We start from the raw sequence: 21,986 nt of genomic DNA on the forward strand, positions 1-21,986 counted from the left end.
GTTGCCCCCTTAAATAGCATCATCATCAAGTTCGCCAGTACGAATACGGACAATTTGATCTAAGTCGTAAACAAAAATTTTGCCGTCACCAATTTTGCCCGTTCCAGCAACTTTGGTAATGGTTTCTACAACGCGTTGGCAATTTTCACTACGAGTGGCAATTTCAAGTTTAATTTTAGGTATAAAGTCAACTTGGTACTCTGCACCACGGTATAACTCTGTATGACCTCTTTGACGTCCAAACCCCTTAACGTCAACCACGGTCATTCCTTCGATGCCTAAATCAGCGAGTGCTTCACGCACATCATCTAGTTTGAATGGCTTTATTATTGCACTGATCATTTTCACAAAGGCCCCCTTAGGACACTAGCTTGTTATTGTATTTGCTCTATGCAATCCAACCTTTGTGCCACCTTTAAATTACAAATAAAAACAGAGGGTTATTAAATTAAATAATATAAAAAACAAAAAAGCGCACCATTTAGGTGCGCTTTTTTTAAGCAAAATACAGAATTGGTGCGAGTCGATAAATACGCAAATAATCGTCTTTAACTAATCGTTACACTCTCGCCAAATACACATTGATAATGTATTTAAGATTAAAGTTACTCTGTCGCATCGAAAGACAAAGCCGGTTTTTTAGCATCACTTAGCCATATTGACTCCATAGTTTGCACCACTCGAAAGTGAAACTCTTCATGGGTGAAGGGTTTAGTTAAAAAGTCATTCGCACCTGATTTAATAAATCGTGCAGCAACGCCATAACTATATACATCAGCTAAACCAATAATGGCCAATTGCTCACGGCTTTTAATATTACGAATAGCTCTAATTAATTCAAAACCATTCATACCTGATAAGTTATGGTCAGTGATCACTAAGTTGATAGCCTGATCATGCTCAAGTATATGAAGAGCTTGCGCACTATTATCAACAGTAATGACGTCAAACAATTGTTTTTCGAGCATTTGCTTAACCAAGCTACTGCTCAATAAGGAATTATCTACAACCAGCGCTTTGCGCCCCTGGTTACGCAATAACTGTGCTACAAATTTTATGGCGTAAAGATAAGAGTCGCGATTATCTTTAATGACGTAATCGATAATACCTAATTCCAGCATTTTTAAACGTGTATGTTCATCTGTTTGCGTTGTCATCACCAACGTAGGGATACCTTGCGACAGTGTAAAGCGAGTTATATCAGTATCGATTTGACCACCAACAGATAAATCAACTAACGCGAGCGAGTAACTAGTTTGATTTAGTAACTTTTTACATTGAGTAAGTGACTGAGCGAAATCAACCCGCACATCAAGATAATGAGCAGCAATATGTTTGAGTACCTGTTGTACCCTTATATTATCTTCAACAATTAAAACCCGTTGCATAAACTCCCTTTCATTTACGTTCACCCTTTATGGTAATAAACCTAAAAATAAATCACTCTCAAGCATCCATTTAAAAACAATTAAAGCGACCAATAACCTAAAAAACTTAATTAATAATTAAATTTTTTAATCGCCTTAAACTTACAGTATGGCATACACATCAAGTATATTTCGCCCGTTTGCTATGTTGAGATTAATCTTAATTACATAAACTCAACGATTATTATCGGCAGCTAGTCTCAATACTTTTGTTTTTTACTCAAATATCGCTATAACTGCAGTACATAAAACAAAAAGGGTTAGTTATGAAATTTAGTCGAAGTCTATTTTTACCCATTGCCGCTATTGCACTTACATTTTCGAGTGCAACGTTTGCCGATAATCAACGCCGTATTGATATCGACAGTAAAGTAGTTACTCAGCACAAAGCAAAAATAAATAACGAACGATTTTCTTATACGGTAGCAACAGGCACACAGCCAGTATGGGATAACAAGGGTGATGCCATTGCAACCCTTCAATACACTTACTACACCCGCGATAAAGTAGATGATAGAACAAAGCGTCCATTACTTATTTCATTTAATGGTGGCCCTGGTTCAGCATCAGTTTGGATGCATTTAGCTTACACCGGCCCTCGTGTTTTAAAAATTGACGACGAAGGCTACCCAATTCAACCTTATGGTGTAAAAGATAACCCTTATTCGGTTTTAGATGTAGCGGATATCGTTTATGTAAATCCTGTAAATACAGGTTATTCACGTGTTGTAGAAGATAAAGACGGTAACCTTTTACCCAAAGATAAACAAAAAGAGCTATTTTTTGGCGTTAATGCCGATATAAAGTACCTCGCAGAATGGCTTAATACTTTTGTATCTCGAAATGAACGTTGGCGCTCTCCAAAGTTTTTAATTGGTGAAAGCTATGGTACTACTCGTGTATCGGGTTTAGCGCATGAGCTGCAAAATAGTCAGTGGATGTACATTAACGGTGTTGTACTCGTATCTCCTACCGATATCGGTATTAAACGCGACGGACCAGTAAAAGCAGCTAACCGCCTACCTTACTTTGCAGCTACTGCATGGTACCACAAAGCATTAAACGCCGATTTACAAGCAAAAGATTTAGACGAGCTATTACTGGAAGTTGAACAGTTTACCGTTAATGAGCTTATTCCTGCGCTTGCAAAAGGCGGCTTTATTGCGCCTGAAGAAAAACGTCGTATTATTAAAAAAATGGCTGAATATGCGGGTTTATCTGAAACATTTGTTAGTCAAAACAATTTAGATATTCCAACACAGTTTTTTTGGAAAGAGTTATTGCGTGAACGCGGACAAATGGTTGGTCGACTGGATTCGCGCTATTTAGGCATAGATAAACGCGATGCTGGTGAGTCACCAGATTACTGGGCAGAGCTTACATCATGGCTGCACTCTTTCACTCCTGCAATTAACTATTATCTTCGTGAAGAGCTTAATTACAAAACCGATATCAAATATAACTTATTTGGTAACGTTCACCCATGGGATAGAAGCGGAAATAATACCGGTGAAAATTTACGCTTAGCCATGGCTCAAAACCCTTATTTAAATGTAATGGTTCAGGCGGGCTACTTTGACGGTGCAACCAATTACTTTGATGCCAAATATACTATGTGGCAATTAGATCCAAGTGGTAAAATGCAAGATAGATTAAGCTTTAAAGGCTACCGCAGTGGCCATATGATGTATCTACGCCACGCAGATTTAGAAAGCTCTAATAACGATTTACGCGAGTTTATAAATCAGTCTTTACCCAAAGACGGTGAATCCGCTAAATACTAATTAGCTTTTACCCACTAAAAAGTGACCTCTTAGGTCACTTTTTTGCTTATAACTGCGGCGGTTCGGTATGTGTGCAATTACCGGTGCGAATAACGGTTGGCTTTGCTATGTACTGCTTAGTAGTGAGTATTTCAGCAAGATTTATTAGCGTCTTAAGGTTACTTTTTAGGGCGATCCGATTATTTAACCACGTGGGTATCTTACCGCCTGGTAACGCATATACCTGATAACTAATGTGCAAATTTTTCGCCTGTTGAGTTAACAGCCACATTGCATCTAAGGTGCTTATTCTTATTGCCCCTTTAGTTTTAGGTAAAAAATCTGGGCGCGCGTGAATACTAAGCTGCGTTTGCAACGAACTCACCCTTGTATAGCACGAATAAGTAATCACATCTCTATTGCTAACAGGCCACGGGCTATCAATATAACTGTAAACTAAGTTTTCTGAAGGGCTTAAACTTTTGAGTAACGTGACCTTAGTAATGTTTTCTATCCAGCTAGGGGCTGTATCGGTATCACTAAGTAAAGCAACTAAATCCTCTGCGGTGACATTGTTAACCACCGTTTCAGCTTTCATTTTTAAGGTATCGTCAGTTAAACGCTGAAAATAAACACTTACCCCTTGTTTACTTTCGTAAAGTTGCCAAGATGGCTGTGAACACACATAGGTAGCAAAACACAAAAGTGAAAAAATCATGCACTTTTGCAGCAAAGTCCGGCTACAAAAGTGCTTAGCCATTAAAGCCAATAAGGTTCTGTATCAAATGAGGCGTGTCGACTTTGCTCCATGGCACTGACTAAAAAGTCAGATTTTTGCTCTAACCATAGTTGTATTTTTGCCAATTGAGCATCCTCTTGCCCGCCACATAGCTGTTTTAAATAATCAAGCGTGCTTAACTCATACATCCCATGAGAAATATCCAACCAAGGAAGCCTAAACTCTAATCGCTCATCTTTATTAAACAGTGCCCCTAAACAGTTACCACTGAGTAAACTATTTTCTAATTGAGTGCGGAAGTTTAAGTAATCATTGCCTGCTAAGCTTTGCTCTTTAGGCAGTAAGCGATGTAAGTTTTTCCAATCTTTATCAAATAGGCGGTGAGCAATATCTACGATAGGTTGCTCTGCATTTTGAAGCTCTGCTTGGCTCCAATCTTTACGCCACTGCTTGTTTATTAACCATGTGGTTAAGCTCAGCAATAAACGGTTGTAGCGTGCACTATGAAAAAGCGAAAAAATATCGTCAATGCTCGGCTGTAACTCTTTTAAATCGTTAATAACTTGCGTTAACGCTGGGGCGCTATTTATTTTTTTATAAAAAGCATGGCGCTTAGAGGTATAAGTTTTTAACTGAATTGCATTTTCAACCCATGCTAACTCACTTAATAGCCACTTGAGTTCTGTTCTGAGTTGCTCGGTACTTTCTTTACTAACAATATCGTCAAACAACCAAAAGTTGTGTCTAATTAAACTAATGCCGTCGGTTACACGTTTTAATGTTTTTAAACTTGGCTTATCGAAATAGCATTGCTCGTGTTTTTGCACAAAGCGAATACCAAACCCCATAGCTTCAATAAGGGCTTGCTCTTGAGTGGCTTGCTTATTAAGTTTCACAAAGCCGATTGATTTACTTGGTTGAAGCGGCGTGTCATCCGCAAGGCGGTAGCCTCTTGCTGCTTTTGAATAGAGCCCTAAACGAATGCTGTTTTGGCTCACTAATATATCTGCAAAAGCAAATAGCTCCTCACGACTACCTTCAACCAGCTCGATTTCAAGCTCGCTGATGATTTCTACCTTACCTGACGCAGCAATTTCACCTTTATCTAATACCACTTCAATTTTGGCACCATTTGGGGTTTCTATTAACCACGTACGGCGAATAAAATTAGTACTAAAAATAGGGAATAGATTTTGTGATATGGCATCAATTTGCATACCGTGAGGCCAAATTGATGAATCAAACGCCATTAGATTTGGCCGGTTTGTTTCTATTGGAAGATTGTACTCTGGGCGCTGATGTAAGCCCCCTACCACTTCTCCAGCTAGCTTAATTGTTTGCTCACAGCGCTCGTCTGTACAACGCGTTCTAAAGCCAATATCGAGTGCTCTTAACTCTCTGCTTGGTGTATCATAATAAGCATTTTGCAAACTTTTAGAAGGTTTGTTTGTGACTGTTTTTGCAAATTGAGTAATTAGTGAGGGGATCAGTGGAATGACGTCATCTGATACCAAAAATTTCAGTTCTATCTCAGTATCCATTAGGCTTGCGGATTACCCTTAAAATTAATAAGTGCTCAAAATAAACAAAGCAGCCCTATATTGCAAATTTTTTAGTCATAAACACACAAGCAAAATGCTCTGGTTACAATATCTGTCTTGCTATTAAACTATTAAATCCATACTATCTATATACTTATGCGAAATAAAAATCACGTTCACAACGGACACTGCTAGATTAACAAGGTAGATAAATGCTAAAACACTGTTTACTATGGCTGCTTTTAACAGCCGCCCCGTTTATGAGCCAAGCAGAGGAAGCTCAATCAACGTCGCCGACTAATGCTAAAACAGCTTATATAATCGATAATTTGTATACTTTCATGCGCTCAGGTGCCAGTAAAGACTATCGTTTACTTGGTTCAATAGATGCAGGTACGCAACTCACTTTATTATCTGATGAACAAAATGGTTTTATAAAAGTTAAAGATGATAAAGATCGTGAAGGCTGGGTAGAAGCTAAATTCATTAGTGAATCAGCTGGTTTAAAACAACAATACCAAGCCCTCAATAATGAAATAAGCACTATGCAAAATAGACTTCGTCAAGCGCAAGTTGAGTTACCTGAGCTGCAAGAGCAAAACGCACAGTTAACCGAACAAAACGCGCAACTATTAGCACAAATTAGTCAGTTACAAGGTGAGCTTTCTCAAGAACAACAGCTAAAACAAGCAACCAGTGCTAAAGAAAAACGCCAGTTACTTACTTACGGTGGAGCCATTGCATTTTTAGGTTTGTTCTTAGGAATTATCTTAACTATCGTGTTATCACGCAGAAAACGCTATGAAGGTTGGGCATAAGCTTAACTTAATACAGCAGGCATAAAAAAAGCATCATATGATGCTTTTTTTATGCCTGCTGTGTTTTTTTTAAAAGAATATCTACGTTATATATCTAAACGAAGCCCAGGGTCTTGTTTGATTTTTTCTATTACCATGTAAGTGTGGTGTGTGCCCACTCCCGGAATATCAACCAAATCACCTAATACTTCTCTGTATTCATCCATGTTGGAAACGCGAATTTTTAATAAATAGTCATAACCACCCGCTACCATATCACACTCAACAACCTGCTTAATTTTAAGAATGTGTTCACGAAATACTTTAAATACGGCTGTATTTGAAGTAACTAATGATACCTGCACATGGGCCACTAGGCTTTGATTAAGTTTTTCCTCACTTAATTTAGCGAAATACCCCTCAATATAGCCCTCTTGCTCTAAACGTTTAACCCTATCTAAACAGGGACTGGGGCTTAAATTCACCTGCTTTGCGAGGTTAACATTTGAAATTCTACCATTGCGCTGCAAAACGTCTAAAATTGATATATCGATACGATCAAGCAGGCGTAATCTATTCGGATTAGTCATATCAGTATTTTATATGGATAAGTTAATAATATGCCCTGTAAATTATCGTAAAACGGCGAAATTAACCAGCATATTCTGCTGGATTTTAATTAGAATGCACGCTTTACACCAACAACATTTAGCGGTAATTAACAATTATCCTAAGTCTTAACACTCCTGAGGGTTGCTTATGTTATTCAATGGCGATTTAACAACGACTTGTCCGATCAGACAAAAGATCCGTGACTTTTACCGTATTGATGAAAATGCGGTTATTGATCACATTTTACCACTTGCAGAAGTCGGTGTTAAAGCACGAAGCCGTGCATGGGAAAGAGCTCGCCAAATAGTATTAAACATTCGTAAAGACCAAGATGGTCAAAGCGGTGTTGATGCGCTATTAAATGAATTTTCACTATCGAGTGAAGAGGGTGTGGTATTAATGTGTTTAGCCGAAGCATTGCTTCGCGTTCCTGATAAAGCAACTCAAGAAACATTAATACGTGATAAATTAGCAAATGGCGATTGGAGCTCTCACTTAGGCAGTAGTGATTCTTTATTCGTTAATGCTTCGTCTTGGGGATTATTAGTAACCGGTAAAATGGTTAACTATAACGACAAAACGAAAGAGCAACAATTTGGTATGCTCAAAAAAACCATTGGTCGTTTAGGCGAGCCTGTTATTCGTAAGTCTGTGAACTTTGCCATGAAAATTATGGGTAAACAGTTCGTAATGGGCCGCACTATTGACGAGGCCATTGAACGTGCAGCCGATACAGAGAAAAAAGGCTATGTATATTCTTACGATATGCTAGGCGAAGGCGCTCGCACAATGAAAGATGCTAAGCGCTACTTCGACAGCTACATGAATGCAATTCATTCTATTGGTAAAGCAGCAAATGGCCGTGGTCCAATAAAAAGCCCGGGCATTTCTGTAAAGTTATCAGCTATTCATCCGCGTTATGAATTTACTCATAAAGAACGCGTGATGGAAGAAATCGTTCCAAAACTAAAAGAACTTGCACTTGCCGCTAAAAAATACGACATCGGGTTTACTGTTGATGCTGAAGAAGCTGACCGTTTAGATATTTCTCTTGATGTTATTGAAGCGGTATTTAGCGATGAAGACCTTGGCGATTGGCAAGGTTTTGGCTTAGCGGTTCAGGCGTATCAAAAGCGCGCTATTTTTGTTATTGAATGGCTAACAGACCTAGCAACCCGTGTGGGTCGTAAAATGATGGTGCGTTTAGTAAAAGGCGCATACTGGGATACCGAAATCAAAACCACACAACAAGATGGTTTAGACTTCTTCCCGGTATTTACCCGTAAAGCAACCACTGATGTGTCATACAAAGCATGTGCGATTAAAATGCTTGAAGCACGAGATGTACTTTACCCGCAATTTGCAACACACAACGCCTACACTGCTGCAACTATTTTAGAAGTAGCTAAAGGTGATAACCAAGGTTTTGAATTCCAACGTCTACACGGTATGGGCGAATCTTTATTTGACCAAATCGTTAATGCAGAAAAAATCCAGTGTCGTGTATACGCACCAGTAGGCCAGCACGAAGACTTACTTGCTTACCTTGTTCGTCGTTTACTAGAAAATGGTGCTAACTCATCTTTTGTAAATGCCATTGTAGATACCACTCAACCGGTTGAAGCATTATTACCAGATCCTGTTGAAACGCTGCAAGGTTTACGTAATAAATACAACACGCAAATAAAAATGCCAATTGATTTATACGGTGAAGAACGTGCCAACTCAAAAGGTATGGATTTAACTGATATTAACGTGATCACCCCGTTTAAAGAAAATTTAGACACTTGGTTTGAAGAGCACTTAATTGAAGAAAGCCAAGTACCAGAAGGCGCGCTGGCAGTTAAAAATCCAGCAAACCATAAAGAAATTATTGGCCACGTAAAATTACAAAATAGCGATGAAATGAAAGTGTTGCTAGCCAATGCTGAAACCGCTTTTGAATCATGGTCACAAACACCAGTAAAAGAGCGTGCTAATCTATTGCGTCGCGTTGCTGATATTTTAGAGCGTCATCATGATGAGCTTGTTGCTATCTGTATTAAAGAAGCAGGTAAAGTGGCACAAGATGGTATTGATGAAGTACGCGAAGCGGTTGATTTTTGTCGTTACTACGCAGCCCGTGCTGAAGAGCTTGCTCAAGATGAGCGCTTTGAAGCTCGTGGTGTGATTTTATGTATTAGCCCATGGAACTTCCCACTCGCTATTTTCTTAGGTCAAGTTGCAGCTGCTATCGTTACGGGTAACACAGTAATTGCAAAACCTGCAGAACAGACGAGCTTAATTGCTCTACGCGCTATTGAATTAATGCTTTCTGTTGGTTTACCTGAGCACGTTGTACAGCCTGTGGTTGCTCGCGGTAGCGAAGTAGGTAAAACCATTGTGCCAGATGAGCGCATTCAAGCAGTTATGTTTACAGGTTCAACTGAAACGGGCACGCTTATTTCGCAAACATTAGCGGCACGTAACGATATTCAGGTGCCTTTAATTGCAGAAACTGGCGGCCAAAACTGTATGATTGTTGACTCAACAGCGCTGCCTGAGCAAGTTGTTGATGATGTAATCAGTTCTGGTTTCCAAAGTGCAGGTCAACGTTGTTCAGCATTACGTGTGCTCTTTATTCAAGAAGATGTTGCTGATGGCATTATCGACATGCTCAAGGGCGCGCTTGCTGAATTACACATTGGCGACCCATCATTACTCTCTACAGACGTAGGCCCTGTAATTGATGAAAAAGCGCTGAAAACACTCAACGACCATGTTGAATACCTAAAGGGTAATGCAACACTTCACTATGAGTGTAAAATTCCTGATAACAGCGAAAACGGTGCGTTTTTCTTTGCCCCACGTTTATACGAAATCAAAGACTTATCGGTATTAAAGCGTGAAGTATTTGGCCCGTGTGTACACGTGATCCGCTTTAAAGCAAGTGAGCTTGATAGTGTTGTCGACCAAATTAACAACACCGGTTACGGCTTAACAATGGGTATTCATTCTCGTATTGAAGAGCGCTGTGAACACTTAGCTAAAATGTCGCGCGCAGGTAATGTTTACGTAAACCGTAATATGATTGGTGCGATTGTTGGCGTGCAACCCTTTGGCGGCCGTGGACTATCAGGTACTGGCCCTAAAGCCGGTGGACCAAACTACCTACAACGCTTAATCAAAGAAAAAGCATCACCAGATAACGTACAAATGACTAACCTAACGCCAGACGAGCTTGATTTACACCACTACAGTGGCGCAAATGAGCAAGTAGAAAAGCTAATGGTTAACTCTATGCGCGATGAAAAAATTTGGCGTGCAACACCACTGAATGACCGTGTTTCTGCGGTGCGTCAGTTATTAGCGAAAGTAGCAACCGTTGAAATTATTGATGACCTTGCAGACGATTTAGCGTTAACACTTGCCGATGCACGTGCTCAGTTAAACCGCTTAGAAAAGCACATGCGTAAATATACAACATTGCCAGGGCCAACGGGTGAATCGAATACACTTCACCTTGAAGCACGCGGCTGTGTAGTATGTTACGCAGATAAGAGCACCTCATTTAACTTTTGGGCACTATCGATTATTACCGCGCTTGCTGCTGGTAACACGGTAATAACAGTAGCATCTGAAATATTTTATGATGAAGCGGTTGCTTTTAGAGATAAGTTTATTGCAACCGGCGTTGCAGAAGGTGTTTTCCAAGTAGCTAAACCAAATCAGTTACAAGCGATATTAGCGCATCCTCACCTAGCCGGAGCGGTAGTTGCTGCACGTTCTTCTCGCTTAGGCTACTTCAGCCAACAGCTTGCACAACGTAAAGGCGCTATACTGCCAGTGATCAGCTCTGAGTATTACGACACGCTAATTAAGCGCTTAATTACTGAAAAAACAATCAGTATAGACACGACGGCATCAGGCGGTAACACCTCCTTGATGACCCTTGTTGAAGATGATGAATAGAAAATAATCATTATTTAATTAAAAAGGCATCAAATTGATGCCTTTTTTATTTCTAAATGTGAATTTATTTGTTACTTTCTCTAATCATACTTGTTAATAAGAGTTCACTTTGAAAACCATTCCAACTTCACAGCTTAAGCCTGGTATGTTTGTACAAAAAGTTGTTAAACAAACTGGTAGCATTAGAATAAAAAACCAAGGCTGGGTTAAAACTCAAAGTGGAATTGATAAATTAATAAAATCAGGAATTTTAGAGGTTGAAATCGACCCTGATAAAATGCTCGCCTCTGAAGAACCTGAAACACAAACAACCTTACCTACTCAGCACGAAGTCAAAAAACGCGATCCTTGGTTAATTACCCACAGTGCTGAGCAAGAAATGAGTAAAGCTAAAAAGCTTTACGATGAAGCAAAAAACCTGCAAACCAAAGCGTTTGGCGATATAGAGTCTGGCCGCACTGTTGATGTTGCGCCTTTTAAAGAACTGGCTAGTGGGTTTATTGACTCCGTATTTAGAAATCAAGATGCGCTGGCGTGCATCACGCAAATGCGCCAAAAAGATGCCTACCTGTTAGAGCACTCGATAAATGTGTCTATTTTGATGAGTATTTTTGCTAAACATCTCGGTATTGAAAAACCGATCATTGAAGAACTTGCCACCGGCGCCCTTTTGCATGATATGGGAAAAATAAAAATCCCTGATGCTATTCTCAACAAACCAGGCCGCTACAGTGACGAAGAATTCAAAGTGATGCAAAATCATGCGCTCTTTAGCAAAGAAATACTAGAAGACGCAGGATTAACGGGGATTGCCGTAGATATTGCTGGTATGCATCACGAGCGCTTAGATGGCAAAGGCTACCCCTTTGGTAAAAAAGGCGATGAAATAAGCCAGTACGTCCGCATGGCGTCTATTGTTGATGTTTATGATGCATTAACTGCTGAACGTGTTTATAAAGCAGGTATGGAACCAATTAGAGCATTTAAAATTTTAAAGCAAGGCTGCCCAGATAGCTTTGATGGAGTGCTACTTAATAAGTTTATTCAGTGCATTGGTATTCACCCTGTGGGCACACTGGTAAAACTTTCTAGCCAAAAAGTGGGACTCGTTACTCAAAGCAATCCTGCAACACCATTAAAGCCAGTAGTAAAAACGTTTTTTAATGCAAAGCATGGGCGTTACACTGAAGTTCAAGACGTTGACTTATCAAATAAAAGAACGCAGGACACGCTTGAATCAGCAATAAAACCCAAAGAGTATAATATAGATTTAGAAGGCTTTTATAAGCACTCTATCTTTAGTTAATTGGCCACTATTGTGGCCAATCTTGCAGGGCTTTTAAGCTAAATTCATAACCGTCAAAATCAAGTACGCTCTGATCTGGCGCTATTTCTAACACCTTCAACGCACCAATAGACTCCCCTTCATATAGCTCTCTGCCATTGAGCTTTATCCAGCGTTTATCCGCCGCTGAAGAATAAATGTGCGCCTGATATTTAATGCTTGGTAACATACTTTGTAAGCCATCAGGAAGTAGCTCAACAGGCTGTACTCGTGATGAAAGGCGAGAGCCTTGAGTTACTTCATAGTCAGCTGTTGTTTCTGTGCTATTAACGGCTTGCGCAAACGCATTTCTCAGCGTGTCGGGAACCGTATCGAGTTCATCATTTAACTCTGGCTGCGCAGGCACATTTTGGTTAAGTGGTTTACCTAACACCTTGTATTTACTCAACTCATCTGCAGTGATTGTTCTTTTCGCCGGTTGAGTTGGTACACTTTGCGGTTGGCTGCTCGGTGATTGAAAACTAGATGAAGCGTTATTCTGCGTCGAGAAATTTTGCGTTTGCCCTTGAGACGCTTGATTAACGCTCATAGGTAAATATTGTCCTTGTGGCGTCAGCAACATTTGCTGCACACCCGTTGAGGTTTGTACATAAACCAACTGCCCTGCCAGCGGCACAGAATTGTTAGGCGCAGCTGTTACAATGGGCACTTGAGGGGTTGTTACTGTTTGAGCAACCGTTCTTTGTACCTCTTCTGCGCTTGTTGGTTTTTCTACAACCCCTGACTCTTTTTGACTAAGGTCATTTTGAACAGGCTCATTTTTAACGGTTACATTTTCTTGTTGCGCCCACTTGCCGACAAAGAAGCCACTGGCCAATATACCCGTTGCCAATAAACTTCCTGCGAGTAGAAAACTAATTCGACGATAGGTCATCAACTGGCGTTGTTGTTTTAATTGTTGCGCTTGCAAGTCATATTGCTCAGCGCTCATGGTATCGTGCTTTGATTGCTTTAACGCATCTAATAAATAAGACATGAATCACCTAACTAAAAAATAAAAGACAGGCCAATTCCTGCACCAAAAAGCATTAACGCAGCAGCGCTATAAGGCCAAATCGAACCAGCTTTACTCACCTTCTTATTTGTAACAATAAAGTCGATAGGTAAAGATTCACTCGCCGCTTGCTTAACAATATCACTGCCAACAATTTCTTGTTGTTTCGAAAATGCCCCTACTAATGCGCGTTCACATACCAGATTCATTAATCGTGGCACACCGCCTGTGAGCTGATGCACCATTTGCATTGCTTCCATTGAAAATATTTTCTTGTCACAACCTGCAATATGCAGCCGATGTTGAATATAAGCAATGGTTTGCCCTGGTGTTAGTGCTAACAAGTGATATCTGGCAGTAATACGCTGTGCCAGTTGCCTTAACTCATTTCGCTTTAGAAGTACCTGTAACTCAGGCTGCCCTACTAATACTATTTGTAATAACTTTTTATGATCCGTTTCAATATTGGTTAATAAGCGAAGTTGTTCTAGCACATCAGGGGCAAGTAACTGTGCTTCATCAATAATCAAAATAGTATGCCCCCCCGCTTTATTATTAAACTCAAGGTGCTTTTTAATGACATCCGTTAGACTTTTCAGCGTTGCATTTTTGGCGTCGTACGTTATTTGTAATTCATCGCAAATACTGGCTAACAGTTCAAGCTCTGATAACGCAGGATTATGGATCATGGCTACTTGGGTATTTTCAGGCAGTCGCTCTAACATACTACGTGTTATTGTGGTTTTACCCGTACCCACTTCACCTGTTAACAGCACAAAGCCGCCGTCTTCACCTAACCCATAGGTAAGGTGTGCTAATGCTTCTTTGTGGCGTTCACTTAAAAATAAGTAGTGGGGATTAGGCGAAATTGAGAATGGCTTTTCTTGTAAACCAAAATAGCTTAAATACACCTTTATAGTCCTTGGTCGTTAATTCACGGCCTATAATGGCAAAAAAATAGCCTGGGTGACAACTACAACCAGGCTTTATTATTAAAATAGTGTAAATAAAAAGGCTAACCGTAAATAAAAGCGCATTTTTAGATTCGCTAATACATTAATTAACTACTTTTCATAACGTACTAGGCGTAAATATACGTTACTTGTTTTAGCATGTAAGCTATTTAAACCACTGGAAAATTGATAAACCCATGCCGAATTTATGTTGCTAATACCCGAGGTGTTAGACCAATAATTTTGCGACTGCGTTGCTAAAAAAATACCCGCATTAATACTTGGATCGGTACAACGGTGATCTACTATACTGGCTAACTCTTTAATACTTGGTACTTGCCAGTCGTTATAATCTGCTGTGCTGTCATTAACTGCGCCTTTAAGTGAAGCTTGCCAATTTAATGGTTGAGTATCACCATCGCAGCTAGTTGTTTCGCTATTATAAACTTGACCATAATTACAGCGCTGCCACATTAGCCCTGTTTTAGTATCTGACACAGTGCCATCAATATTAATCACAAATCGGTCGGTATCATCGCTAGTCGCTACCTCTTCATAACACTGCTGCGCTGCAAGTGACTGGCTCAATCCCAAGGCTAATAACATAGAGACTTTAATTAATTTCATAATAATCACCTTAACGATTTCTAACTAAGCGCACGTAAGCGGTATTATCTTTTGGATAGGCTAAATCATTGCCATCCATCATATCGATAGTGTAAGCCTGAGATAAACTGGCACCATCAACTGCGGTCTGTGAGGTCCAGTAGCGTAAATGCCCGACACTATTAGTCGATAGTGTATTAGGAAAAAATGCAGTATCTATCAATACATTTTGCCCTTGTTTACCGTAGTCGATTAAACCTAACAGCTCAGTATAAGTAGGTAAACGCCAATTACTGCCGCCACAAAAATCAAGCGTGTTAACCTCATCAATATAGGTTTGCAATCCACAATCAGTACCGCTCGGGCACGTAGTATTAGCACTACCCGTTACATCGCCACTATTGACAGTCCCTTGCCAAATATAGCGGTTTTGTCCATCACGCAGTGAGGTATTTGGTAACACACCGGAATAAGGACTTTTCACTTCCCAAACAAGGCCGGTAGTATTATCGCGAATACAGCTAAAGTTCGACGCATCATCAAGAAGCTCATCGGCAAACTCATTAAGTTTTGTGTAATCAAAAGCCAAATTCCCTTTACCCACTTTACCTAAACGATTGGCAAAACTATCACGCCCAAGATCAGCATCTTGAGCTGGAAACTCATCATTATTACAATTAATACGTTGAGTATTATTATAACACTCACCTACTCCGGTATCGTTTATTAACCCAAGCGCTTTAGGTGTTACATCAATAAATACGGTATCTGTGTCGGTGCGCCCTTTTAAGTCCATAACTTGTACTTCAAAGCTAAGGGTTGCATTTAAATCAATATCAGAGGCAAAAAAGCTGGCAGTACATGACTGTGGTTCAAGAAGAGCTTCGGTATTTCCGGTAAGTTGTTGCCACTTACATTGGTAAGTCTGAGTTGCCGCTTCGCTTGCCGTCGCATCTAAAATAACCTTATCAAACTCTTCTACTGTTTGGTCTGCACCCGCATCGGCAATAATCACTTGGGCTGTTTTATTAAGGGTCATATCAAATTGTGATGCAGATACTCCGCCCTCATCATCAGTTACGGTGAGTTGCCATTTTAAGTTGGTGTTATTTTCTAATAATGGATGAGGAAAACTAAGCGTTGGATTGGTATAGCTATCAATTGTTAAATCAGGCCCAGATAATAATTGCCACAAGTAACTACTAATTTCGCCATTTTCATCGGGGTCTGCGGAGGTTAAACCACTAAGGGTTACAGTATCTTTATAAACTGAGGGTAAGTTTGCAGGAGCAACTTGAGTAACAACAGCAAGAGGAAGCTGATTATTAGAGGCAATGAAAACACTCAAGTCGTCATTCACTAAACTACCATCTGGCGTTTGATAGCTTACTCTTAAGACCAATTCACTATCAGATTTTACATCCGGTGCAGTGATGGTTTGTTCAGCCCCTTCAAGCGGAAACACATCTATAAGAGGACCGCTTACACGCTGCCAAGTAAAAGTACCATCTGCAGGAGAGCCTTTTGCAGAAATAGTAAACTCTGATTTTTCTACAACTTGGAGATCGTTACCTGCAAATACTGACGTTTTAATATCACTGTTATCAGCACCGCCTCCCCCTCCACATGCAGCCAAAAGCAAGCATGCCATAAGTGGTATTAACGAAATTGCTTTCATACTAAGCACCTTTGTGTCTTATAATTATCTAATAAGACTGTGAAGCAAAAAAAGTGCCATTATGAGTTATAAATAGCTATCTTGATGAATACGAACAAATAATTTAGTGCCAACTTTACTGTAATCTACTTTATATTCGCGGCCATCTAAGGATTGAATAAACAACAACTGTTTTTCCTCGCTAAATACATCTGGACTTGCGATATAAACCATATCTAAGTAGCGCTCTTTTGCATCACGGCGGTTTTTTGGCAGCTCTTCTTTAAATGGTTCTAGACCATTCGCTGTTACTTTAATTCGAGGATGTTCCTCACCATTAACAATCACTAAATCTAGTTTTCTATCTTTATGAATTATGGTGTTTCGACCACTTTTAATAAAAGATCTGTCTTGGCTCATAGTTATTCCTAATCCCGCAGTGAGTGCTTATATTATTATTCACACTGCGACTTGATAAACTGAGAGGGATCACGCTTCCATTTATTTAAATTTGCGCAAAATTCCCAAATATCACTTTCTATTACACTGGCAGGTAACAGTAAGTCATACCCTGTTAAAAGCTGAAGATGCTTAGCCCTATTAGCAAACATCGCTATAAGCCCATTATAGTCAATTCCTTTTTTTGACCTAAATTTATTATCTTCAACTAACCATTCTGATGGGCAATGCCCATTTTTGCAATTTTTTTGAACAACTTGCATAAATAAGTGCCGCTGTTCTATTAGTAATTTACCCGCAATTCTTGGTGCTAAAGCAGCTAAAAATGTATCTATATCATTTAACTTAATACCAATCGCGTTAAGCTCAAGATGATCAATACCGTTATCAACTTTAGGAATACCGCAATGGTGGAGATTTTCTTGGTGTAAATCCCATTGCCCGTACTTATGCTGATATGTTAATTGCTGCTCAGTTAAAATAATACTATAAAAAGGTTCTTGTGTTTTAAAAAATCCAATTAAAATTGCTGCAATACATAAACTTACTAAAAAAATTTCAATAATACTGATTTCACCTGGACGCAATAAATTAAATAGCATGATAAAGATTAAACCAATGCTACCTACAACCAGTATTTCAATCCCATTTTTAGCGCCTTGCGCTCGGTATTTAAGTGTGTGTTTTTTTATATTAGCCATACTGAAAAAACGCCATATAAAATATAAACATAATAATAGCCCACAATACTAACTTTCTCAGTGTTAAACAGCGTTTGCATGATGTTTTGAAGTTCATCAATTAACTCCTATTATTACTGTTAAATAAGCGCAATGACTAAGTATCAGTTATTTTTACGCCTAACGCACAAATTAATGAGATACATAACCGCCTTTTTTTGTCCTGATTTCGTACAATACTTATAATCTATTTTCAGGTATGAAAACAATGCACTCTAAACAATCCGGCAAAGCCCTATTTCCATTTATTATTTCGGTATTAATAATTTTTAGCGTTTATTTATATTTGCCCGCATCACAGGGCGAGCAAGCTGATTACTCGGCAATGACAACACAAGTCTCTGCGCACACTGTCGAGTCGCAAGAAAATGCCATTATGATTGAAGCCATTGGCAGTGCCCGTGCTAATCAGGCTATTTACATTAAAAGCGCACAAAACGATTATGTCACCAGCATTTACTTTGAAGACGGCGACTTGGTCAGCAAAGGACAAAAATTAGTGCAACTGCAAAACCAACAAGAACAATTTGCAGTAAAAGAACTTAGCATTAATTTACAAGAAGAAAAACGCCAATTAGCTAGGCTTACCGAACTTTCTCGCTCACAAGCGACTGCCAAGTCGTTACTTGAAGAACAGTTAGCCCGTGTTGATGCCAGCGAAGCTCAACTTGAAAGTGCCAAAACTAAACTCAATGAAATGGCTATTACCGCGCCTTTTTCTGGGTTACTCGGTAAACGCGAAATATCGGTAGGCGCTTATATTAGTAACAGTACGATAATTACAACCTTAGATGATATCAGTATCATAAAAGTTGATTTTAAAGTGCCTGAAAAGTATTTAGCTCAACTGAAAAATGGAATGACGGTTCGCACTCAAAACGATGCTTACCCTGATCAAACCTTCACCGGTAAAGTAACCCATATAAGCTCACGTATTGATTCAATCACTCGCAGTGTAGAAGTAACAGCTAGTTTTGCTAATAAATCGGGTTTACTTCGCCCTGGTATGCTACTTAAAACTGCACTAGAGCTAAGCAGCAATCAAGCGCTCATCGTGCCTGAAAAAGCAATTATTCCTCTGCAAGATAAACACTATGTTTTTCAAATTGAAGATGGCATAGCTAATCGCATAGAGGTACATGTTGCAAGTAGAAACAATGGCTGGGTTGCAATAGACAAGGGGTTAAAGAACGGCGAGCAGATTGTTACCGAGGGAATAATCAAAATCCGCTCTGGTAGCAAAGTAAGCGTTAAGGGGTAACACGTGAAAATTACCGATACTAGCGTCAAACGCCCCGTTTTTGCGATTGTTATTAACTTACTGTTACTCACTTTTGGCTTAGTTGCTTTTAGTATGCTGCCTTTGCGTGAGTATCCAGATATTGAAACACCGATTGTAAATATTAGTACTGAATATACCGGTGCATCTGCTGAAATTATTGAAACAAAAATAACCCAAGTTATCGAAAACCGTATTTCGGGGATTGAGGGTATTAAAAGTATTAACTCATCGAGTCGTAATGGCCGCTCAAACATTACCATTGAGTTTAATATTAACCGCGACATAGACGATGCCTCTAACGATGTACGTGAACGTGTTGCACGGGCATTAGACAGCCTACCAGAGCAAGTACGCCCTCCTGAAGTATCAAAATCAAATAGTGACGAAAGCCCTATCGCGTGGTTTGTACTTAACAGTGAAACCATGGATTCATTGCAGCTTTCTGATTATGCACAGCGTTTTATTGTCGACCGTTTGGCCGTTGTTGATGGTGTATCAAATGTGCGTATTGGGGGAGAGCGAAAGTATGCTATGAAAGTATGGCTTAACCGCCAAGCGATGGCAGCTCGTGGCATTACCTCTAGTGATATAGAGCAAACACTTCGCAGTGAAAATGTAGAGCTTCCGGCGGGTGAAATTGAATCGGTAGACCGTGATTTTACTGTGCGCACTGCACGCAGCTATAAAAACCAACGTGATTTTCAAAACCTTGTCATTAAGCGAGGTGAAGATGGTTATTTAGTACGTCTAGGCGAAGTGGCTGACGTAAAATTAGAAGCCGCCGATGATGAAAGCTTATTTCGCGGAAATGGCCGTAATATGATTGGTATGGGTATTGTTAAACAAGCCAAAGCAAATACCCTTACAGTAGTTGATAACGCCCGCAGTGAACTGGAAAAAATAAAACGTAATTTACCTGAAGGCACTACTATAGAAGACAGTTACGACTCTTCAGTATTTATCAAAGAATCAATTAATGAGGTTTATAAAACTTTAGCAATATCTATGGGGTTAGTAGTGCTTATTATCTTTATATTTTTAGGTAATATTCGCGCCACACTTATTCCTGCGGTCACCGTACCGGTCGCCTTAGTCGGTAGTTTTATGTTTTTATTAGCAATGGGTTATTCAATTAACTTATTAACTCTACTGGCACTAGTATTAGCAATAGGCTTAGTGGTAGATGATGCCATTGTAATGCTAGAGAATATTCACCGCCGCATAGAGCTTGGGGAGCCGCCTTTATTGGCAGCTTATCGCGGCGCCCGTGAGGTAGGCTTTGCAATTATAGCCACCACCCTAGTGCTGATCTCTGTGTTTGTACCATTGGTGTTTATGGAAGGACGAATAGGCGCACTATTTACAGAATTTGCAATGGCAGTAAGTGCCGCCGTGTTCTTCTCCAGTATTACTGCATTAACACTCTCTCCGGCATTGTGTTCAAAGGTTTTAAAGGCCTCTGAAAAAGAAAGTAAATTTAGCCAAGCAATGGATCGCTTTTTTACTAAATTAGAAAATGGATACCGTAATGCTTTAGCGTCAAACATGACCCGTAAATGGGGCTTAATGCTGAGCTTAGTTTTGGCTGGGTTTGTTAGTTATTCACTATTTTTACAAATACCGTCTGAACTTACCCCTAAAGAAGACCGTGGTACCTTTTTTGTACTTATGAATGGCCCTGAAGGCGCTAGCTATGAGAATAATGCCGCTAATATGGCAAAGATAGAAGAACGCTTAATGCCTTACTCTGAATCTGGCGAACTAAGCCGAGTTTTAGTGCGAGTTCCAGGCTGGGGTGGCAGTGGTGGTGTAGCCATTGTTGGTATGGCGGATTGGGATAAACGCAAACGCTCAACCTGGGAAGTCATGGATGAAATTAGCGGTAAAATGCAAGAGGTCACCGATGTACGTGCTTTTGCAATTATGCGCCGTGGTATTGGCGGTGGTGGTTCATCGCGACCGATAGAGTTTGTTTTACAAGGTAATGATTATGCTCAGCTAGCTGATTGGCGCGATAGAATTATTAAACGTGCAGAGAAAAACCCTGGGTTAGTGCGCATTGATCATGATTATAAAGAAACCTTCCCACAGTTTTTAGTCAGTATTGATAAAAATAAAGCCGCTGATTTAGGCGTATCAGTCTCAGATGTGGGTCGTACACTTGAAACCATGCTTGGCCAACGCCGTGTAACCACTTTTATTGATCGCGGTGAAGAGTACGATGTAATTTTAAAGGGAACTAAAGAAGACTTTGCAAACCCTACTGATATTTCAAATATTTACCTTAAATCTCGCAGCAATGAATTGGTGCCACTCGACAGCCTTATAAGCTTGAAAGAAGAAGCCACCGCCTCGCGTTTAAATCGCTATAATCGTATGCGTGCAATTACTCTAAGTGCCAACTTAGCTGATGGCTATACGCTAGAACAAGCACTAAACTTTTTAAACAATGTTGCCGCAGAAGAAAATGACATTGATGGCGCCATTGATTACAAAGGTGAGTCACAATTGTTTTATGAAGGTGCCTCAGCCATGACCTATGTGTTTGTGCTGGCATTGACCGTGACCTTTTTAGTACTCGCTGCTCAGTTTGAAAGCTTTATGCATCCGCTTGTTATTATGCTCACCGTTCCACTTGGGCTAATGGGCGCTATGTTTGGCCTGTGGAGTATGGGCTTAACACTTAATATATACAGCCAAATTGGTATTGTGATGCTTATCGGGTTAAGCGCTAAAAACGGTATTCTGATTGTTGAATTTACCAATCAGTTACGTGATAAAGGGTTGGAATTTAGTGAAGCTATTTTACAAGCCGCTACCCAGCGTTTACGTCCTATTATAATGACCTCCCTAACCACAGTTATGAGTGCAGTACCTTTGGTACTCGCCTCAGGGCCTGGCTCGGAAAGTAGAATGGTAATTGGTGTGGTGGTATTTACCGGCGTAACGGTTGCCACCATACTGACTCTGTTTGTGGTGCCAGCTGCCTATTACGCACTAGCGCGAAATACACAATCACCAGAGTTTTTACAGCAAAAGCTAGATAAACAAGCAGCTGAAAAACCACTTAAAGAGATCTAAGTCACTCTGAGCGTCGTAATTAGCTGTTACGGCGCTATT

17 protein-coding genes are annotated in these 21,986 nt (G+C 39.9%); 6 read left to right on the top strand and 11 right to left on the bottom strand.

Annotated features, from left to right (window positions below):
- Positions 1-9: 9 nt before the first annotated feature.
- Positions 10-348, bottom strand: coding sequence for a P-II family nitrogen regulator (locus tag PUND_RS13295; RefSeq protein ID WP_010391070.1), 339 nt, complete (start codon positions 346-348; stop codon positions 10-12).
- 257 nt (positions 349-605) lie between these two features.
- On the bottom strand, positions 606-1,388 hold the full coding sequence (locus PUND_RS13300) for a response regulator (RefSeq protein WP_010391069.1): 783 nt from the start codon (positions 1,386-1,388) through the stop codon (positions 606-608).
- Positions 1,389-1,693: 305 nt separating this feature from the next.
- Between PUND_RS13300 and PUND_RS13305 the strand changes: the two genes are divergently transcribed.
- The gene (locus PUND_RS13305; protein WP_010391067.1) at positions 1,694-3,211 is read left to right on the top strand and encodes a S10 family peptidase; all 1,518 of its coding nucleotides are present in this window, start codon (positions 1,694-1,696) and stop codon (positions 3,209-3,211) included.
- 46 nt (positions 3,212-3,257) lie between these two features.
- Here the strand turns inward: PUND_RS13305 and PUND_RS13310 are convergent, their stop codons facing one another.
- On the bottom strand, positions 3,258-3,950 hold the full coding sequence (locus tag PUND_RS13310; RefSeq protein ID WP_041709063.1) for an START domain-containing protein: 693 nt from the start codon (positions 3,948-3,950) through the stop codon (positions 3,258-3,260).
- Positions 3,950-5,470 carry a CYTH and CHAD domain-containing protein gene (locus PUND_RS13315; protein WP_008111845.1) on the bottom strand — a complete coding sequence of 507 codons (1,521 nt, stop codon included), beginning with the start codon at positions 5,468-5,470 and terminating at the stop codon, positions 3,950-3,952. The genes PUND_RS13310 and PUND_RS13315 overlap by 1 nt, the downstream gene beginning before the upstream one ends.
- 212 nt (positions 5,471-5,682) lie before the next feature.
- Between PUND_RS13315 and PUND_RS13320 the strand changes: the two genes are divergently transcribed.
- Positions 5,683-6,288, top strand: coding sequence for a TIGR04211 family SH3 domain-containing protein (locus tag PUND_RS13320; protein ID WP_008111843.1), 606 nt, complete (start codon positions 5,683-5,685; stop codon positions 6,286-6,288).
- 86 nt (positions 6,289-6,374) lie between these two features.
- Here the strand turns inward: PUND_RS13320 and PUND_RS13325 are convergent, their stop codons facing one another.
- Positions 6,375-6,857 (bottom strand): winged helix-turn-helix transcriptional regulator, encoded by a 483-nt coding sequence (locus PUND_RS13325; RefSeq protein ID WP_010391063.1) that lies wholly within the window; start codon positions 6,855-6,857, stop codon positions 6,375-6,377.
- Positions 6,858-7,026: 169 nt separating this feature from the next.
- Between PUND_RS13325 and putA the strand changes: the two genes are divergently transcribed.
- Entirely contained in the window at positions 7,027-10,830 is a 3,804-nt protein-coding gene (gene putA / locus PUND_RS13330; RefSeq protein ID WP_010391062.1) for a bifunctional proline dehydrogenase/L-glutamate gamma-semialdehyde dehydrogenase PutA, read from the top strand.
- A gap of 109 nt (positions 10,831-10,939) precedes the next feature.
- Positions 10,940-12,136: a cyclic di-GMP phosphodiesterase gene (locus PUND_RS13335; RefSeq protein ID WP_010391061.1), complete on the top strand. Its 1,197-nt coding sequence runs from the start codon at positions 10,940-10,942 to the stop codon at positions 12,134-12,136.
- A gap of 7 nt (positions 12,137-12,143) precedes the next feature.
- On the opposite strand, the gene PUND_RS13340 is transcribed toward PUND_RS13335, so the two are convergent.
- From PUND_RS13340 to PUND_RS13365, 6 genes are all read right to left on the bottom strand, one after another.
- Positions 12,144-13,151: a general secretion pathway protein GspB gene (locus PUND_RS13340; protein ID WP_010391060.1), complete on the bottom strand. Its 1,008-nt coding sequence runs from the start codon at positions 13,149-13,151 to the stop codon at positions 12,144-12,146.
- A gap of 11 nt (positions 13,152-13,162) precedes the next feature.
- Positions 13,163-14,080: an ExeA family protein gene (locus tag PUND_RS13345; RefSeq protein WP_010391059.1), complete on the bottom strand. Its 918-nt coding sequence runs from the start codon at positions 14,078-14,080 to the stop codon at positions 13,163-13,165.
- 153 nt (positions 14,081-14,233) lie between these two features.
- A complete protein-coding gene (locus PUND_RS13350; protein WP_010391057.1) occupies positions 14,234-14,749 on the bottom strand; it encodes an Lcl C-terminal domain-containing protein in 516 nt (171 codons plus the stop codon).
- Positions 14,750-14,759: 10 nt separating this feature from the next.
- On the bottom strand, positions 14,760-16,406 hold the full coding sequence (locus tag PUND_RS13355; RefSeq protein WP_010391056.1) for an Lcl C-terminal domain-containing protein: 1,647 nt from the start codon (positions 16,404-16,406) through the stop codon (positions 14,760-14,762).
- A gap of 66 nt (positions 16,407-16,472) precedes the next feature.
- Complete coding sequence (locus tag PUND_RS13360) at positions 16,473-16,805, bottom strand: hypothetical protein (RefSeq protein WP_010391054.1); 333 nt, start codon at positions 16,803-16,805, stop codon at positions 16,473-16,475.
- 35 nt (positions 16,806-16,840) lie between these two features.
- Positions 16,841-17,545 carry a DUF2982 domain-containing protein gene (locus tag PUND_RS13365; RefSeq protein ID WP_010391053.1) on the bottom strand — a complete coding sequence of 235 codons (705 nt, stop codon included), beginning with the start codon at positions 17,543-17,545 and terminating at the stop codon, positions 16,841-16,843.
- Positions 17,546-17,792: 247 nt separating this feature from the next.
- Here PUND_RS13365 and PUND_RS13370 point away from each other — a divergent pair, with 247 nt between their 5' ends.
- On the top strand, positions 17,793-18,845 hold the full coding sequence (locus tag PUND_RS13370) for an efflux RND transporter periplasmic adaptor subunit (protein ID WP_010391051.1): 1,053 nt from the start codon (positions 17,793-17,795) through the stop codon (positions 18,843-18,845).
- Between the two features lie 3 nt (positions 18,846-18,848).
- The gene (locus PUND_RS13375) at positions 18,849-21,947 is read left to right on the top strand and encodes an efflux RND transporter permease subunit (RefSeq protein WP_010391050.1); all 3,099 of its coding nucleotides are present in this window, start codon (positions 18,849-18,851) and stop codon (positions 21,945-21,947) included.
- Positions 21,948-21,986 lie beyond the last annotated feature (39 nt).

It is taken from the genome of Pseudoalteromonas undina (assembly GCF_000238275.3).
GTDB classification, from domain to species: domain Bacteria; phylum Pseudomonadota; class Gammaproteobacteria; order Enterobacterales; family Alteromonadaceae; genus Pseudoalteromonas; species Pseudoalteromonas undina.

Excerpts from the sequence above, each read along its gene's own strand:
- putA (WP_010391062.1), top strand. The coding sequence starts at position 7,027 with ATGTTATTCAATGGCGATTTAACAACGACTTGTCCGATCAGACAAAAG.
- PUND_RS13320 (WP_008111843.1), top strand. The coding sequence starts at position 5,683 with ATGCTAAAACACTGTTTACTATGGCTGCTTTTAACAGCCGCCCCGTTT.
- PUND_RS13300 (WP_010391069.1), bottom strand. The coding sequence starts at position 1,388 with ATGCAACGGGTTTTAATTGTTGAAGATAATATAAGGGTACAACAGGTA.
- PUND_RS13310 (WP_041709063.1), bottom strand. The coding sequence starts at position 3,950 with ATGGCTAAGCACTTTTGTAGCCGGACTTTGCTGCAAAAGTGCATGATT.
- PUND_RS13350 (WP_010391057.1), bottom strand. The coding sequence starts at position 14,749 with ATGAAATTAATTAAAGTCTCTATGTTATTAGCCTTGGGATTGAGCCAG.
- PUND_RS13365 (WP_010391053.1), bottom strand. The coding sequence starts at position 17,545 with ATGGCTAATATAAAAAAACACACACTTAAATACCGAGCGCAAGGCGCT.
- PUND_RS13325 (WP_010391063.1), bottom strand. The coding sequence starts at position 6,857 with ATGACTAATCCGAATAGATTACGCCTGCTTGATCGTATCGATATATCA.
- PUND_RS13305 (WP_010391067.1), top strand. The coding sequence starts at position 1,694 with ATGAAATTTAGTCGAAGTCTATTTTTACCCATTGCCGCTATTGCACTT.
- PUND_RS13315 (WP_008111845.1), bottom strand. The coding sequence starts at position 5,470 with ATGGATACTGAGATAGAACTGAAATTTTTGGTATCAGATGACGTCATT.
- PUND_RS13360 (WP_010391054.1), bottom strand. The coding sequence starts at position 16,805 with ATGAGCCAAGACAGATCTTTTATTAAAAGTGGTCGAAACACCATAATT.
- PUND_RS13355 (WP_010391056.1), bottom strand. The coding sequence starts at position 16,406 with ATGAAAGCAATTTCGTTAATACCACTTATGGCATGCTTGCTTTTGGCT.
- PUND_RS13340 (WP_010391060.1), bottom strand. The coding sequence starts at position 13,151 with ATGTCTTATTTATTAGATGCGTTAAAGCAATCAAAGCACGATACCATG.
- PUND_RS13370 (WP_010391051.1), top strand. The coding sequence starts at position 17,793 with ATGCACTCTAAACAATCCGGCAAAGCCCTATTTCCATTTATTATTTCG.